12 protein-coding genes and 3 pseudogenes are annotated in these 15245 nt (G+C 37.2%); 6 read left to right on the forward strand and 9 right to left on the reverse strand.

Annotated features, from left to right (window positions below; genetic code table 11):
- Positions 1 to 87 precede the first annotated feature (87 nt).
- Both IQ237_RS14990 and crtO read left to right on the forward strand, forming a co-directional pair.
- Positions 88 to 861, forward strand: coding sequence for a DUF2993 domain-containing protein (locus tag IQ237_RS14990; protein WP_194056493.1), 774 nt, complete (start codon positions 88 to 90; stop codon positions 859 to 861).
- 150 nt (positions 862 to 1011) lie between these two features.
- Positions 1012 to 2715 (forward strand): beta-carotene ketolase CrtO, encoded by a 1704-nt coding sequence (crtO, locus tag IQ237_RS14995; RefSeq protein WP_194056591.1) that lies wholly within the window; start codon positions 1012 to 1014, stop codon positions 2713 to 2715.
- Positions 2716 to 2928: 213 nt separating this feature from the next.
- Here the strand turns inward: crtO and IQ237_RS15000 are convergent, their stop codons facing one another.
- Positions 2929 to 3300 carry a DUF2237 family protein gene (locus tag IQ237_RS15000; protein ID WP_096571865.1) on the reverse strand — a complete coding sequence of 124 codons (372 nt, stop codon included), beginning with the start codon at positions 3298 to 3300 and terminating at the stop codon, positions 2929 to 2931.
- 132 nt (positions 3301 to 3432) lie between these two features.
- On the opposite strand from IQ237_RS15000, the gene IQ237_RS15005 reads away from it, so the two are divergent.
- From IQ237_RS15005 to IQ237_RS15020, 4 genes are all read left to right on the forward strand, one after another.
- On the forward strand, positions 3433 to 3924 hold the full coding sequence (locus tag IQ237_RS15005; protein WP_194056495.1) for an N-acetyltransferase: 492 nt from the start codon (positions 3433 to 3435) through the stop codon (positions 3922 to 3924).
- A 68-nt stretch (positions 3925 to 3992) separates the two neighbouring features.
- Complete coding sequence (locus IQ237_RS15010) at positions 3993 to 5510, forward strand: GNAT family N-acetyltransferase (RefSeq protein ID WP_194056497.1); 1518 nt, start codon at positions 3993 to 3995, stop codon at positions 5508 to 5510.
- Positions 5500 to 5994: a DUF3850 domain-containing protein gene (locus tag IQ237_RS15015; protein WP_194056499.1), complete on the forward strand. Its 495-nt coding sequence runs from the start codon at positions 5500 to 5502 to the stop codon at positions 5992 to 5994. The genes IQ237_RS15010 and IQ237_RS15015 overlap by 11 nt, the downstream gene beginning before the upstream one ends.
- Positions 5995 to 6089: 95 nt before the next feature.
- Positions 6090 to 6641: an ATP-binding protein gene (locus IQ237_RS15020; RefSeq protein ID WP_194056501.1), complete on the forward strand. Its 552-nt coding sequence runs from the start codon at positions 6090 to 6092 to the stop codon at positions 6639 to 6641.
- Between the two features lie 141 nt (positions 6642 to 6782).
- On the opposite strand, the pseudogene hpnH reads toward IQ237_RS15020, so the two are convergent.
- The 8 genes and pseudogenes from hpnH to IQ237_RS15060 all read right to left on the reverse strand — a co-directional run.
- Positions 6783 to 7475 (reverse strand): annotated as a pseudogene (gene hpnH, locus IQ237_RS15025) (adenosyl-hopene transferase HpnH); the annotation flags it as partial.
- Positions 7476 to 8034: 559 nt separating this feature from the next.
- On the reverse strand, positions 8035 to 11529 hold the full coding sequence (locus tag IQ237_RS15030; protein ID WP_194056503.1) for a class I SAM-dependent DNA methyltransferase: 3495 nt from the start codon (positions 11527 to 11529) through the stop codon (positions 8035 to 8037).
- Between the two features lie 81 nt (positions 11530 to 11610).
- Positions 11611 to 11775: pseudogene (locus IQ237_RS15035) on the reverse strand (efflux RND transporter permease subunit); the annotation flags it as partial.
- Positions 11776 to 11994: 219 nt separating this feature from the next.
- A pseudogene (locus IQ237_RS15040) lies at positions 11995 to 12123 on the reverse strand (efflux RND transporter permease subunit); the annotation flags it as partial.
- An 88-nt stretch (positions 12124 to 12211) separates the two neighbouring features.
- Positions 12212 to 12358 (reverse strand): hypothetical protein, encoded by a 147-nt coding sequence (locus IQ237_RS15045; RefSeq protein WP_194056505.1) that lies wholly within the window; start codon positions 12356 to 12358, stop codon positions 12212 to 12214.
- A 110-nt stretch (positions 12359 to 12468) separates the two neighbouring features.
- A complete protein-coding gene (locus IQ237_RS15050) occupies positions 12469 to 13068 on the reverse strand; it encodes a superoxide dismutase (RefSeq protein WP_194056507.1) in 600 nt (199 codons plus the stop codon).
- Between the two features lie 58 nt (positions 13069 to 13126).
- Positions 13127 to 13372, reverse strand: a complete 246-nt coding sequence (locus IQ237_RS15055) for a hypothetical protein (RefSeq protein WP_194056604.1) — start codon at positions 13370 to 13372, stop codon at positions 13127 to 13129.
- Positions 13373 to 13505: 133 nt separating this feature from the next.
- Complete coding sequence (locus tag IQ237_RS15060; protein WP_194056509.1) at positions 13506 to 15125, reverse strand: bifunctional pantoate--beta-alanine ligase/(d)CMP kinase; 1620 nt, start codon at positions 15123 to 15125, stop codon at positions 13506 to 13508.
- Positions 15126 to 15245: the final 120 nt, after the last annotated feature.

Here is a 15245-nt window from a genome sequence, read left to right on the forward strand (position 1 = left end):
TGAGTTTATGTCTGACTATAGATACTGTTTTGATGATTCAGAGGCTAGATTAGCCAGTAATAACACATTGTGAGAATAAAAATTTTTATGCCTGAACAGCCGTTTGTACAAAAAAAGTTTGAAGAAAAATTATTAGCTCAGGCAGCCCAAAGAAGATTAACTGAAGAGTTAGATGAATCAGAAAAAATAGATGTAGACATACAAACAGATATTGGTAAAATAATTCAGGGAAAAGTAGACGGGGTTGCTCTAGCTGGTCAAGGATTAGTGATTAAAGAAAAAATCCGTGTTCAAGAAATTAAACTGCAAACAGATAGCATTGCTGTCAATCCTTTTAGTGCCATATTTGGGCAGATTAAACTTAATGAACCAGTAAATGCGATCGCCCATGTTGTCATCGAAGAAACTGATATTAACTTAGCTTTAACTTCAGAAATAATTCGCAGGTTAGTGCAAAAAATCCAGCTAGATGTAGATGGAAAAATTGTCAAATTTGAACCCCAAGAAATGCAGATTTTTCTACCTGCTGATGAGACCTTAGAATTTCAAGGTAAAATTTGGCTCAAAGAACAGGGAAACAGTCACATTTTAGGATATCATGCTATAGCTCATCCCCGTACCCAAACAAAACCTGCCATGTTGGAGAGTTTTCGTTGTACCCAAGGTGAAGGAATTAGAATAGAATTAATTACCGCAGCCATGCAAAAAGTTAAAGAAATTCTCAATTTACCATACTTTGAATGGGAAGATATGATATTTTATATTAAAGATATGCAAGTCAAAAAGGGTCAATTAATACTAATGCTCGCAGCCCATGTTAAACAACTTCCTTCAGAAGAAACCTTACAAAATCTTAATTAAGTTGCACAGCAATCTTATATTCCCAGTGAGGATTCAGAATACAGAATCCTACAGAATGAATTAAAATTTTCGAGTCATTCTTAATACTTGATATAATTAAGAAAACTCCTGACTCCTGACTCCTGACTCCTTATAGAAGTTTATGATCAAATAAAAAACATGAAAGAATATGATGTTGTAATTATTGGCGCAGGACACAATGGTTTAGTGTGTGCTGCTTATTTACTCAAAGCAGGTTATAGCGTCCTGCTACTAGAAAAACGTTCTGTTCCCGGTGGTGCGGCCACAACAGAAGAATGTATCCCAGACAAAGCACCAGGGTTTAAATTTAACCTCTGTGCTATTGACCATGAATTTATTCATCTCGGTCCAGTTGTTCAGGAATTAGAACTAGAAAAATATGGATTAGAATATCTAGAATGTGACCCAGTTGTTTTTTGTCCCCATCCCGATGGGAAATATTTTTTAGCCCATAAATCATTAGAAAAAACCTGTGCAGAAATAGCCAGGTATAATGAAAGAGACGCTAAAAAATATGCCGAGTTTACACATTATTGGCAACGGGCAATTAACGCCATGATGCCCATGTTCAACGCTCCACCCAAATCAATTATAGATATATTCGGTAACTACAACCTGGAAAAATTCAAAGATTTATTTTCTGTCATTGGTTCTACCCAAAAAAGTTTAGATTTTGTGCGAACAATGCTCACCAGTGCCGAAGATATTTTAAATGAATGGTTTGATGAAGAATTTCTCAAAGCACCTCTTTCTCGATTAGCATCAGAATTAGGAGCGCCACCATCACAAAAAAACCTGGCCATAGGTGTAATGATGATGTCAATGCGTCATCATCCGGGAATGACTAGACCCCGTGGAGGAACAGGTGCATTAGTCAAAGCATTAGTGAATTTGGTAACAGCAAAAGGCGGCGAAATTCTCACAGATCAGCAAGTAGAAAAAGTCTTAATTGATGATGGTAAAGCCGTAGGTGTGCGAGTTGCTAATGGTGAAGAATATCGGGCAAAATATGGAGTAATTTCTAATATTGATGCCAAAAGATTATTTTTACAATTGATAGATGCTCAAGAAGTAGATGATGCTGATCCAGAATTACGAGACAGATTAGAAAGGCGCATAGTTAATAATAATGAAACTATCTTAAAGATAGATTTAGCATTAGATGAACCCTTGCGTTTTCCGTACCATGAACATAAAGACGAATATCTCATTGGTTCAATTTTAATTGCAGATTCTATGAATCATGTAGAACAGGCGCATAGTAAATGTACAATCGGAGAAATTCCTGATAGTGATCCCTCAATGTATTTAGTGATGCCTAGCTTTCTTGATCCGACTTTAGCACCACCAGGAAAACATACAGTTTGGATTGAATTTTTTGCCCCTTATCAAATAGCTGGAGCAGAAGGTACAGGTTTAAAAGGTACAGGTTGGACTGATGAATTGAAAAATCAAGTTGCAGATAAAGTAGTTGATAAACTAGCAACTTACGCTCCCAATGTGAAAAATGCAACTATCGCTAGAAGGGTAGAAAGTCCAGCAGAATTAGGAGAAAGATTAGGGGCTTATAAAGGCAATTATTACCATATTGATATGACATTAGATCAAATGGTATTTTTTAGACCTTTACCAGAATTAGCAAATTATAAAACCCCCATTGATAACCTGTTTTTAACAGGAGCAGGTACTCATCCCGGTGGTTCAATTTCAGGAATGCCAGGACGTAATTGTGCGAGAGTATTTTTGCAGTCCAAACACCCAATTACTCAGACTTTAAAGGATGCTGGAAATTCAATTAAGTCTACCGTTGGTTCTGTATTTGGTATTAGTTAAGTAGGGTTTGCTGAAAAAGTTATCTGTGAGGGGCCAGGAGTATGGCTAACGCCACGCTTCGCTATCAAGGAGTTTTTTTGATTTGGAAATTGTGCAAACACTAACAAAGTGCAAGCTTTTTTAAGCTCACAGTACCTAAAACCTTGCACAATTTTAATTTTAATCATCCTCAATCCCTTGATTTATCTAGGTTTTACATTTATTCAGCATCCCCTAATTCCGAATTACCCGATGCTTTTGTAAATCTTCTAAATTACAAACTTCCAAAGCTCTAGAGTGGGTAGCTTCCAAAACTACTGGAGGTGCAACACCCGCTTCTAAAGCTTCTTGCCATCTCGCTGCACATAAACACCAACAATCTCCAGGTTTTAAACCAGGAAAATTAAAATAAGGTACAGGTGTGCTTAAATCATTGCCTTGGGATTTTGTATATTCTAAAAATTCTGCTGTTACTTGAGCGCAAACAACGTGCATCCCAAAATCTTGCCCTCCTGTGTTACAAAAACCATCGCGGTAATACCCAGTCATGGGAGATGTGCAGCAAAGTTCTAGTTTTGTACCGAGTACGTTTTTAGCTTCTGTCATGTTTTTAGATTGTTTTGCTTCTCAGATATATATGTACATAAAATTAATGGAATTCTTTTATGATACCATGTATTATTACTATAGTCTAGGTTGTAAATTTGAATTTCCTCAATATCCAATCACATTGAAAAAATGAAACCGTCAAATATTACCATCAGAAAAGCAACAATAGATGATCATCAATGCGTGACAAAGTACGCCATTAAATTAGTTCATCAACATCAAAATTTCAATCCATTTAGGTTTGGTGAATTTGAAAATCATGAACAACAGCTTTTTGATTTTTTTGAGGAACAAATTAGCAACCCAAAAGCAGTTGTGTTAGTTGTGGAAGTAGAAAATGAAATTGTTGGTTATTCATTTATAAGGTTAGAAGAAAGCAGTTTTGTTGATATTGCACCTGAATCAGTATGGCTTCATGATATATACATTGATGAATCAGCGCGGGGAATGGGAGCAGGAAAATTATTGTTAGATGCTTCCATAGATGCAGCAAAAAAGTTAGGTTCACAGGTATTGATGCTGCAAGTGGCGGCACAAAATGAATTTGCGAAGAAGTTATTTGCAGCTAATGGATTTAAGGTAGCAACTTACGAGATGATGATGAATTTAAAGGAAGGGTAAAAAGGTTAGAGATTCTATGATATCATTTATTAGCTGTATAATTAGTAATATTTTTTTTGGTCTAAGCTATGGAAAATCAGATAGTTCTTTACATTTATTCATTTCCTTCTTATCTGCGCGAACAGCCAAGAGTAAAAATTGGCAGAACCTCTGGAAGTATTGATACTGATCCTACAGAATTAGCATGGCAGCGCATACGTTCGCAAGTTAAAACTTCACATCCAGAAGAACCTAAATTGTTGGGTGCAGTTAAAGTTCCAGGTGAATGGATAGAAACAACAATTCATTCCCAATTGAAAAATAAGGGATATCACATTGCAGAAGCACCAGGGATAGAGTGGTTTAAATTTCCCAATCAAAAAGAATTACAGACTTTCCTAGATATGCTTTATCGCTCTGTAATTATTGATGATTTCTCAGAATTAGGTGGGGGAAGAAGAGATGTTGAAGGAGACTCCTTTGATTCTATTATTTCTGCATTTGGGGTAAAAAAGCTGAGTGGGAACGAATTTAGACGTGAGATTGAGTTAATCAAAGTCCTGAATAATGAGCTATCTCCACTTTATCCAGGCTTCCCTCAATGGTTCGAGAAAACCATGAAAAGTTCAGACAGTGTTTTTAACGTAGCGTATAGAGATAAACAAGCTATTGGAGTTGCTATTTGGAAGCCGAAAGTAAATGGAATAGTTAAATTATCAACTCTTTTTGTTATTGAAGATTATAGACGTAGTGGTATTGGTAGGAACTTAATCTTAACTTGTTTTGAGCAATGGAAATCAGAAAGAATTAGAAGAGCTTTCGTAACAACAGCTAGAGTTGAACTTGTTCCATTCTTTGAACGTTACGGCTTTTGGGTAGAAGGTATAGGAAGGGAAATATACGAACGTGAAGCTCATCAACCGGAATGGTTCTTAACGAAACTATTTTTTTATGAATCTGATCAGAATAATCTAGACGCAATCAATAAAGCAAAAATTTTATTTCCATCCATAATTTCAACATTTCATAATCCTATCGGTAGAGAAGAGGTTGAACAAATTCGATTGGAAAATGCCAGAGTTCAGCTAAGTGATGCTAATGGTAGTCTTATTCATCAATTCTCTCTTCATTCTTGGCTTAACTTGACCTATCCAGCAGAGTCTGTATACACCCCAGCAACAGCTTATATTATACCAATTCGTCCTCAATTCTTGATTCAGATATTTCAAGCGGGTAAAACAGTTTATTATGGTAGGTGCATTCGTTCCCAAGATGATATGAGAGGAGCATTAATATTGTTCTATGCCAGTAGTCCTATATCTGGTGTTGTAGCAGTCGCTAGAATTGTGAATCGCTACATTGGAACGCCCAATAAACTCTATAATGATTTAGGTATGAAGGGTGTTCTCACCTTGGAAGAAATTGGTAGTGAAGAACAAGAACGACACGCAATTGAGTTCGATTTCTTAATGCCACTTCGTCAAGCAGTTAATCTCAATGACTTACGCATTAATGATATTCTGAAAGGACCACCACAAACAATGCACCGCCTTTCTTTAGAGCGTTATAAAAAAGCTGTTGAATTTGGAGGTATTTATGCAGGCTAAATATATCAAAGCATTAAGTATTAAGCGGATTTATGCTGAACGTATTATTGACGGGATTAAAAAAATCGAGTTACGAAAACGTTCAATTGGTCTTGAATTAGGTGATCTAATTCTTTTATACGAAACTACACCTGATTCTATGATAAAGGGAGGTTTTATTGCTGATAAAACTATATCTTTACCTGTTGCTCAAATGTGGAGTAAATATCACCACATTCTAGGAGTAGACAAAGATTTTTATGATATATATTTTGACAACTGTGAATTGGCTTATGGTACTTTTATATATCAGAGTTTTTCTTTCCCCTCAATTTCTCTGAAAGAAATAAACGAACTTTGCCCTAATTTTATTCCACCACAAGCCACAATCAATTGGCGTAATAATTGGTATGTTCATTCAGAATGGATTGATGCACTTAATAAGGGAAGGCATCAGTTAATGGAGCAAGGCAGACTAGGTGAACAATTGAGTTTATTTGCTTAGTAGATAGATTTGATTAATATTATTAAATTCTTGGTGGTAAATAGAATAAACTCAATGAAAAACAACCTTAGTTGTAAAAAAATGAGATAAACAATATGGACAACCGTAAAATCATTTTTGTCGGTGGAATTCATGGTGTTGGTAAAACAACTCTTTGTAAAAAGATAGAATCAAGATATAATATCGAACATTTTTCTGCAAGCAATTTAATTGCCAGAGAAAAAGCGGAGGAACATCTTCGTAATAAACAAGTTGAAAATGTTGCTGAAAATCAGGATTATCTAGTCACAGCAATCAATAAATATTTTCAGATTAAAAAATGGTATTTGCTTGATGGACATTTTTGTTTATTAAATACGAAAAATGAAATAACTAAAATTCCCTACTCAACATATCAAGGTATTTTCCCAAGTGCTATTCTTCTGTTGATTGATGAACCTGAAAATATTTATAATCGTTTAAACTTAAGAGATAGCATTACACATGATTTAGCTTTGCTGCGCTCTTTTCAGGAACAGGAAATTTATTACTCCCAGTACATCAGAGATAAATTAAACATTCCCTATTTAATGTGCAATGTTAGTGAAAGTGAAGAAAACATATACAGTTTTGTTGAAGGTTTAGTTACTCAAGATGTATATGAATAAATTTGTTGTTATTCTTAGCTATTATTTATAGATAGCAGATGAATCAAAATCAGGATTTCCCAGATTTGAAAATTAACAAGATTCAGTATTAATAAATAATTCCTTCATCCTGTAAATCCTGATTCTGACATTCTTAACTTATCATCTACCAAAAACAGTAGTCAAAGAACGAGCTATATTTTGCGGTTGCATAGCATCCATCGCTGCGGTTGGTTCATAACCACAATGCACCATACAATCAGCACATTTAGGATTACCACTAGCGCGTCCGTACTTACTCCAATCGGTCTTATCTAACAATTCTTGGAAAGTTTGATAATAACCTTCATTCAATAAATAACAGGGTTTTTGCCAACCTAAAACACTATAACTAGGACTACCCCAAGGAGTACATTCATAGTCTTTCTCACCAATGAGAAAATCTAAAAATAAGGGGTTGTGATTAAAGTTCCAGTTCTTTTTCCCAGAAGTGTAAGGTGCAAGAATTTCTCTAAATAAAGCGCGGGTTTGTTCTCTTTGCAGAAAATGATCTTGATCTGGTGCCCATTCATAACTGTAACCAGGAGAAATCATCATTCCATCAACTTTTAAAGTATCGAGAAAATCAAAAAACTCCTGCATTTCTTTGACATCACAACCTTCAAAAATAGTCGAGTTAGTAGTGACACGAAAACCTTTGGCTTTAGCAGCACGAATCGCTTGGACAGCAATATTGTCAGAATCAGGATTTTCAGGGGAGCATCCCAAATGTGTAAATTTGTTTTTATCTAAGGAAATAAAATGATCCAAGGATTGATATGATTGAACCGCAAAGGCGAGCCAGTGCGTTGGGCGGCTCTGCCGACTTGTAGCAACTGGCGTGCAAAGGACACAAAGGTAAGAGGGTTTCAGAAAGTTTTTGGTGTGGCTGCGTTTCTTTATGCAAAATTGGAATCTCCCAAATTTACAGGATTTATCCTCAAAAAATACAGGCACTTTCTATATTTAATAAGTTTAGTTTATTGATTCTTGATTTTTGATAAGAAAAATTGAAAAAAATTTTGTTTTTTCAGGGTTCGGGGCGGGGCAGATGTGGTAAGATAGTCTTATTAATATAATGGAGTGTAAGCAAAATTTTTTTGAAGGCACGCATTCCCATCATCAGAATATCAGGTCTAGGCGAAAAAGTCAACGGGGTGAACCCCAAAAAAACGAATTTTTTTTTAATTTTTTAATTTTTTTTTAATCTTTAGATGTCCTGAGAAATTGCAGCGACTAAAATCCTGTAAATCCTTAAATCCTGGACATCCTGATTCTAACAATAAAATCATACCACAAACCAACCAGCCTGTAAATCCTTAAATCCTGGAAATCCTGATATGGCTAACGCCACGCTACGCTATCAGACATTTTCCTATATTTCCACATATTGCCAGCGTTTGGTTGCTCCGGTTTCTCTACAGATTAAAATCCCAAACCATTCTAATCTTTCCACATTTTCAGCGATCGCATTTTTGTATTTTCCACCATTTTTAAATTGAGCAGCAATTTGTTCAATTGTCCATTCATTGTTATTTGTGCGGAGTAAGTCGCGGATAGTTGCAAGTTGTTCTTTTGGTTCTTTGGGAAAGGTTTTTTGTTCGCTGGGAATAATCACAGTTTCTTCTGTTTCCATAACTTCCGTTAGCACCTGTTGAGTAACTTCCTTTGGTGCTTGATATTCAGGACGCAACCAGCGAATTATACCATGACGTTCTTCTTCTGCACGTTCAGCATTGAGCGCAACTAACCTTTCTAAAATTATTTCTTCAATTTCGGCTTTTGTTTTTTGATTATCTTTTAAATCTTGCCATCCATAAGTATCAAGAACAGCGTTATCTAATTCATCATGAATTTGTTTGAGGGTGGAAACTAAGGCTTTATTGTTATATGCTTTATCTGCTGCGGTAAATGTTTCACCTTTGCGGAGTTTTTCTAGCAGGTTATACATTCCGGTAATTGTGATTTCGGGATGTTGTGTTTGTACTCGTTTACGGTGGGAGTCTAATCTTTCTCCTAATTCTCGGATTTTCTGTTTTTGTTCTGGTGTAGGATTTGGGAAAGGGAATTTATCAAAGCAGGTAGTCTTTACATAAACAGGGGTGGGTCCAAGTTGTCCCCCACAAGATAATGCCCAAGCAACATGAATATTACTAGACAGAACTGCCAAAAAATAGGCATCATCAAGAGCTATTACAATTAATTTATTATCAGGTAGAATTTCACAATCTAAGAAAATAAACACACGATGTTTAGATGTTTCTACTGTCGCAATATAACGATATAAACTAGTTAAAGATTGACGAAGTTGCCTATTTGATCTACCAAAACGCCACCAGTAATCACGTCTTTGTTTATCCCGATTAATTTCTCTTTCGGGTTTGACTGTTTCTAAAACTCTCTGAAAAGGTTTAAGATATCTAGAAGCTTCTTTTTCAGATAAATCGTCAAAGTCAATTACAAAAACATTACGAGTATTTCCCATTAAATCACGACCATGAATGTATTTTTTTACAACATCATTATTTATTGATAATTCCCCATCTGTTTGACCATAACCCATTAATACAGCCTCATCTTTTGTCAGAATAAAACCTGCACCATGTAATTTTACCCCTGTAGAACTTAATTTTAAATTAGATTTTAATAAAGATGCTAAAGAAAGATTTGTAGTAGATTTTAGATCACTAAATATATGAGTAATATTTTGCCATTGAATTTCAATTAGTTCGGCTGAATTTTCTGTAATTTCTCCTTTTATCTCAGAAATTATATTGCCAAGTTTAGCCATTCTTGGAGGAGATTGAGAGTTATCTAATTCAGCCGCAGTGATCGCGATTCTTACTAATGCACCTTCATCTGTCCAAGGATGATCAGGAATAGCAAAAAATAAACGAATTGGATTTTTTTGATTTTGATGAAATTCAATTACCTTTCTTTGTCTAACTTGACTAATGCTATTAGTAGTAATAAACCCAAATGTCTTAAATTTACTATTTGTTCTGATTAAATCAGCCGCTTTATGCCACCAATACATAACAAAATCTACAGTATCAGGTACATCTGGATAAACTTGACGCAATGTTTCTGTATATCCATCACCTAATCTATCCCTCATTCTTGCATTACCAATAAAAGGAGGATTAGAAACAATATAATCTGCATCTGGCCATGTAGCAGGACGAGGATTAAGATAACGATAAATAGGAACTTGATCACTCGCATCTGGAACATCCTCACCCGTCACAGGATGCTTGATCATTTTTCCACCCCAACGAGTTTTTACCTTACCCGTTTTCGGATCAATATCTAATTCCTTACCATCATAATCTAACACCGCATCCCGAAATTCAATATTATGAAAATCCTGTAAAATCGGTTCTGGTGGTGGTGTACTTCCATAGCGTTTAAAATGCCATTGTAAATAACCAATCCAAATTACTAACTCAGCAATAGCGGCCGCTCTAGGATTAATTTCAATCCCTAAAAATTGTGAGGGGTTTACCTGTTTTCTTCCTGCTAAACGCGGATCAAATTCCTCTAATAAATTCGTTGTCACCTTTCCCAAAACATCCAGCAACCGCATCTGTACTTCTTGTTCCAATGTTTTCAGCAAGTCTAACGTCACATACAAAAAGTTACCCGAACCACAAGCAGGATCAAGAATGCGAATTTGTTGTAATTTCTCTAAAAATGACCTAATCTCTTTTTCAGCTTTTTCTATTTGTGCTTTTGTCGGTTTTTGCTGTTTTTCTTTGAGAGTTAAAAACCGATCAACCTCAGATTCAACTAATAACCATTCTGACCGCAAAGGTTCTATTATCACCGGACGCACTAACCGTTCAACATAGGATCGGGGTGTATAATGCGCTCCTAAACTTTTACGTTCTTTACTATCTAAAGCTCTTTCTAATAATGTCCCAAAAATCGCCGGTTCTACCTCTGTCCAATCTTTATTTGCAGCTTCATATAAAACCTCTAATTGCTCTTTTGGTAAATCAAAAGCTGTCGCATCAGCAAAAAAGCTACCATTAAATTGGGGGATTTCATCAAAGTTAAATTCTCCCCCAGTATTCATGACTTTCCAAAGTTTTTCAATCTGGGTTTTAAATGTCTTGGGTTCAACTAACCAACGTTCTTTTAAAGCTTTAGTGAAAACTTCTCCTTTCAATAATTTCACATCTTCTGCAAACATGGTAAAAATGCAGCGCATCAGGAAATTTGCGACTTCTTGCGGTTGGTGTCCTTGTTGTTCTAACCATTTCGCTAATTTAGCTAAGGTATCCGCAACTTCTCTTGTTACCCGCGCTCGATATTTTTCCGGGTTTAAACTTTGCGGATCATTAAATATAGCAACAAAACGATTAAATACTTTCTCATCTAAAAGCTGATCAAGATTAATTTTTTCCCGCGCACCATAACCACCATAATTACCACTAAAACTTACCCACATTTCAAAATGTGAACCAATATCACAGGTAATTAAAAAAGGAGGTTTACTTGGTAAAAAAGGTGTATAACTTTGAGCTTGATAAAAAGCTTTTTCCATCGCTCTATCATAGCTTTTTGTCCCACGTTTAGCTGTACCCCGTTTATTTGCATTTCCCCCTTGTTTGGCTTCAATTAAAAAATGTCCTTCTTTGTAGAAGTCTGCAAAGTTGGTAGTTTCTCCATCTTTGTTAAATATCTTGATGTCTTTGTCAAAACAATAGCGATCGCCTGGTATACTTCCTTTAGGTGCTGGACGTTCTACCGCCAAAGCATCACAAAGTTCTAAAAAGAAACCCTGATAATTTGCTCTCTCGTTACCCTGTGAACCTTTCCACTTGTTGAGGAATATTTCTACTCGTTGACGATCTTCATTTTTCATGGCAAAATGGCATATTAATTGTTATGAAAATCAATATTTTACAAGATTTTTGTCTGCATCAGAATGTCCTTCGTGGTTCAATTCTTTGTTATTGGAATTTTTCTTAACAGGTTGAAGCCAATAAATAGATAAAACCGGCGATAAAGTCCGCGCCACCAATGTAGAAGCAATATAAGCAGCAGAAACCGTAATTCCAAAAGGCTTGAAAAACTGTCCAACTACTCCACCCATTAAACCAATAGGTAGGGCTTGCTGAATAAATGTAAAACCCAGATATATAAAGGGTTACAGGTTGATAAAGAGGAAAAAAGTGCAAGGGTTTTGAAGGTCATACCTGAAAAACCGTGCATTTTGGGGATCGCAAACCCAAAAATTTGGGGATGACAGATAGCTGAAACTGTTCCCTGTTCCCTGTTAAGAGTTCCCTGTCTTCACGGAAAGACTTTCTCAGCAACCCCTAGGTAAGAAAACCGCCACAGCAGTAGCAGTAGTAGCAACAACCGTTAAACTAATTTCATCGGTAGCTGAGTGTGCAGCTTCACGGGGACTTTGCCCTTCTTCGATGTGCCGTAAGATGTTTTCCACATCAATAATAAGTTAATAACCCAATCACCAGTCCCCAATCCCCAAATGTGGACAGTTTCTCAACACGGCTTCCAGTTTCCTAGCAACATCCAGAGAATCACTTGAAAGGATTAGGAATAGGAAGTGAAGATGGTAAAACAGCTACAGCAGCAGCAAAAGAGGAATTTTTTTGCCCTCTTATGTTCGTTCCTCCTTGTCCCGGTAGCTTTCCTCGTTCTGGTAGTTGTCCTGGTTCTGCTTGCACCAATAGTTAGAGATCAGGAACACGAGGAACAGGTATAAACAAATTAAATTAAAAATCCCCTGCTGTTTAAGCATGGGGATTGTACCTTAAATCTTTATATCAACGCTTGATTAAGCAGATAAATTTGCCGCAGCAAATTCCCAGTTAACCAAGTTATCCAAGAAATTCTTGATGAATGCTGGACGAGCATTTCTGAAGTCGATGTAATAGGCGTGTTCCCAAACGTCCAGGGTGAGCAGTGCCTTTTTACCATGTGCGAGGGGGTTTTCTGCGTTGGGTGTTTTCATGACTTTGAGTGTACCACCGTCATCAACTAACCAAGCCCAACCGCTACCAAACTGGGTTGCAGCCGCAGTAGAAAATTCTTCTTTGAATTTGTCGAAGCTACCAAAATCTTTATTAATTCTCTCAGCTAGTTCACCTGTGGGAGCGCCACCACCTGCGGGTTTGAGTGAGTTCCAAAAGAAGGTGTGGTTCCAAACTTGAGCCGCGTTGTTAAAAATGCCAGCTTTAGCAGGATCTTTGAAGGAAATTTGGATTACTTCTTCGAGGGACTTATCAGCAAGTTCTGTACCATCGGTGAGCTTGTTGAGGTTGTCTACATAAGCTTTGTGATGCTTACCATAGTGATACTCAAAGGTTTCACCTTTCATGCCATATTGCTCTAGAGCATTAAAGTCGTAGGGTAGGGAAAGCTGTGTAAATGCCATGTTTTCAAGTCCTCTCTTTATTGTTTTCCAGTTGAAGCTATTGCCAAAAACCAGAAAATTACAGGTTTTGTATTGATATTGATTTAGTTTTATATCCTTGATATTGGGACACAAAACTTAACATGGCTATTCTACTACCAAAGTGAACCTTAAACCACTGCACTTTAGTCATAACCGAGATTACTATTTCTCTAGTTGGGGCTGGTAATTGGTAATTGGTAATTGGTAATTGGTAATTGGTAATTGGTAATTGGTAATTGGTAATTGGTAATTGGTAATTGGTAATTGGTGATTGGGAAATCAAAAATTATTGTGAACTCCTGATAGCGAAGCGTGGCGAAGCCATACTCCTGAACTCCTGTAACTCCTGTAACTCCTGATAGCGAAGCGTGGCGAAGCCATACTCCTGAACTCCTGACTCCTAAATTCTGCTGTAATTACCGTTGAGACAAACGATCTTGGTAATAATTAACAATCTGCGCTGCCACCTCACTAGGGGTAAGTCCATCGGTTTGCACTTCCACTGCATCGGCGGCTTTTCGCAATGGGGAAATTTTGCGAGTGCTATCTTTATAATCTCGTTCAGCAATATCCCGTTCCAGTTGTTCTAAACTAACTTGTGGTTGACCTTGTTTTGTAAAGTCTTGCTGACGACGACGGGCGCGTTCACTTACAGAAGCAGTTAAGAAGATTTTCACTTCTGCATCTGGGAAAACATGAGTACCAATGTCCCGGCCTTCAGCTACTAAACCACCCTTTTGACCCCAGCTTTGCTGTTGTTGAACCAGGGCTTTGCGGACTGCATTTTGCGCGGCGATCGCTGATACTTTTGATGTCACCTCAATGCTCCGAATTTCTTGAGTGATATCAAGACCATTAATCCATACTTGTACGGCAAATTGTATATTTTGACTAGGAGTAAGTTCAATTTTACACTGGTTCGCTAATTCAGCAATACTGCATTCATCATCAATATCAATGCCGTTTTCCAGCACTAACCAAGTGATAGCACGGTACATTGCACCAGTATCTAAATAGACTAACCCTAACTGTGTTGCCACTTGGCGAGCCACGGTAGACTTACCCGCACCAGCAGGACCATCAATGGCGATAATCGGTTGGCGTAGCCCGTTGTAAACATCGCGCAAGATGGTATTATCAATCAACCGTGTAGAACCTAGACGGGCTGCGATCGCCAGCATTCCTTCCTCCTCAATTTTTCCTAAAAACATCAATGTAGTCGGTTCAACCAATTCAATATATTCCACATAGATAGTGCTGACTTTGGCAATTTCTTCCCACACCAATGCTATCAGCTGGCTGCTGTTGCGAACGCCAGCACGAAACGCCGCTTCAGCTTGCTGTAAGCCTTTAAATAACACTGTTGCTTGCTCTTTTTCCGTTGGAGTCAAATATTGATTACGAGAACTCAAAGCCAAGCCAGATGCTTCCCGCACCGTTGGACAAGCAACAATTTCTACTGGCAAATTTAAATCAGCCACCAGACGTTTAATAACTGCTAGTTGCTGGCCATCTTTTTGACCAAAGTAGGCTCGGTCAGGCTGTACCAAATTGAAAAGCTTGGTGACAATTGTCGCCACACCTTGAAAATGACCCGGCCGATATCTACCACACAAGCTACTTATCATACCAGATGGAGGGATTACTTGTGTCACTTGATTTTCTTGTATATTCTTCTGAGCAATTCCCATTTCTTCCGGAGTAGGGGCAAAAATCGCATCAACTCCCGCTTGTTCACACAATTTTCGATCTTGCTCTAAAGTCCGAGGATAGCGTTGATAATCCTCATTTGGTCCAAATTGTAGGGGATTGACAAAAATACTAACAATCACAGTAGAATTTTCTTGCCTAGCTCGTTGCATTAGGCTTAAATGACCTTGATGCAGTCCGCCCATAGTGGGGACTAAACCAATTTTTGTAGGATACCAAGTAGTCTGATCATCAAATAATAGCTCGTCTGAAAGCTGGAGATTGTTTTCCCAGCGACGTTGATTTAAATAGCAGCGTAAAGCTGCAACTGTTGTCAGCAAGCGCACAAAATACCCCTAGTTCTTCTCTATCCTCTCCCCCGTTAGTTTATATCTAAAATTGGGGTGAGAGATGAATGAACTAGGGGTATGAAACAATAGTGAAGAGCGAAAAAGAGTTTTTACTGT

It is taken from the genome of Sphaerospermopsis sp. LEGE 08334, assembly GCF_015207205.1.
Lineage (GTDB): Bacteria > Cyanobacteriota > Cyanobacteriia > Cyanobacteriales > Nostocaceae > Sphaerospermopsis.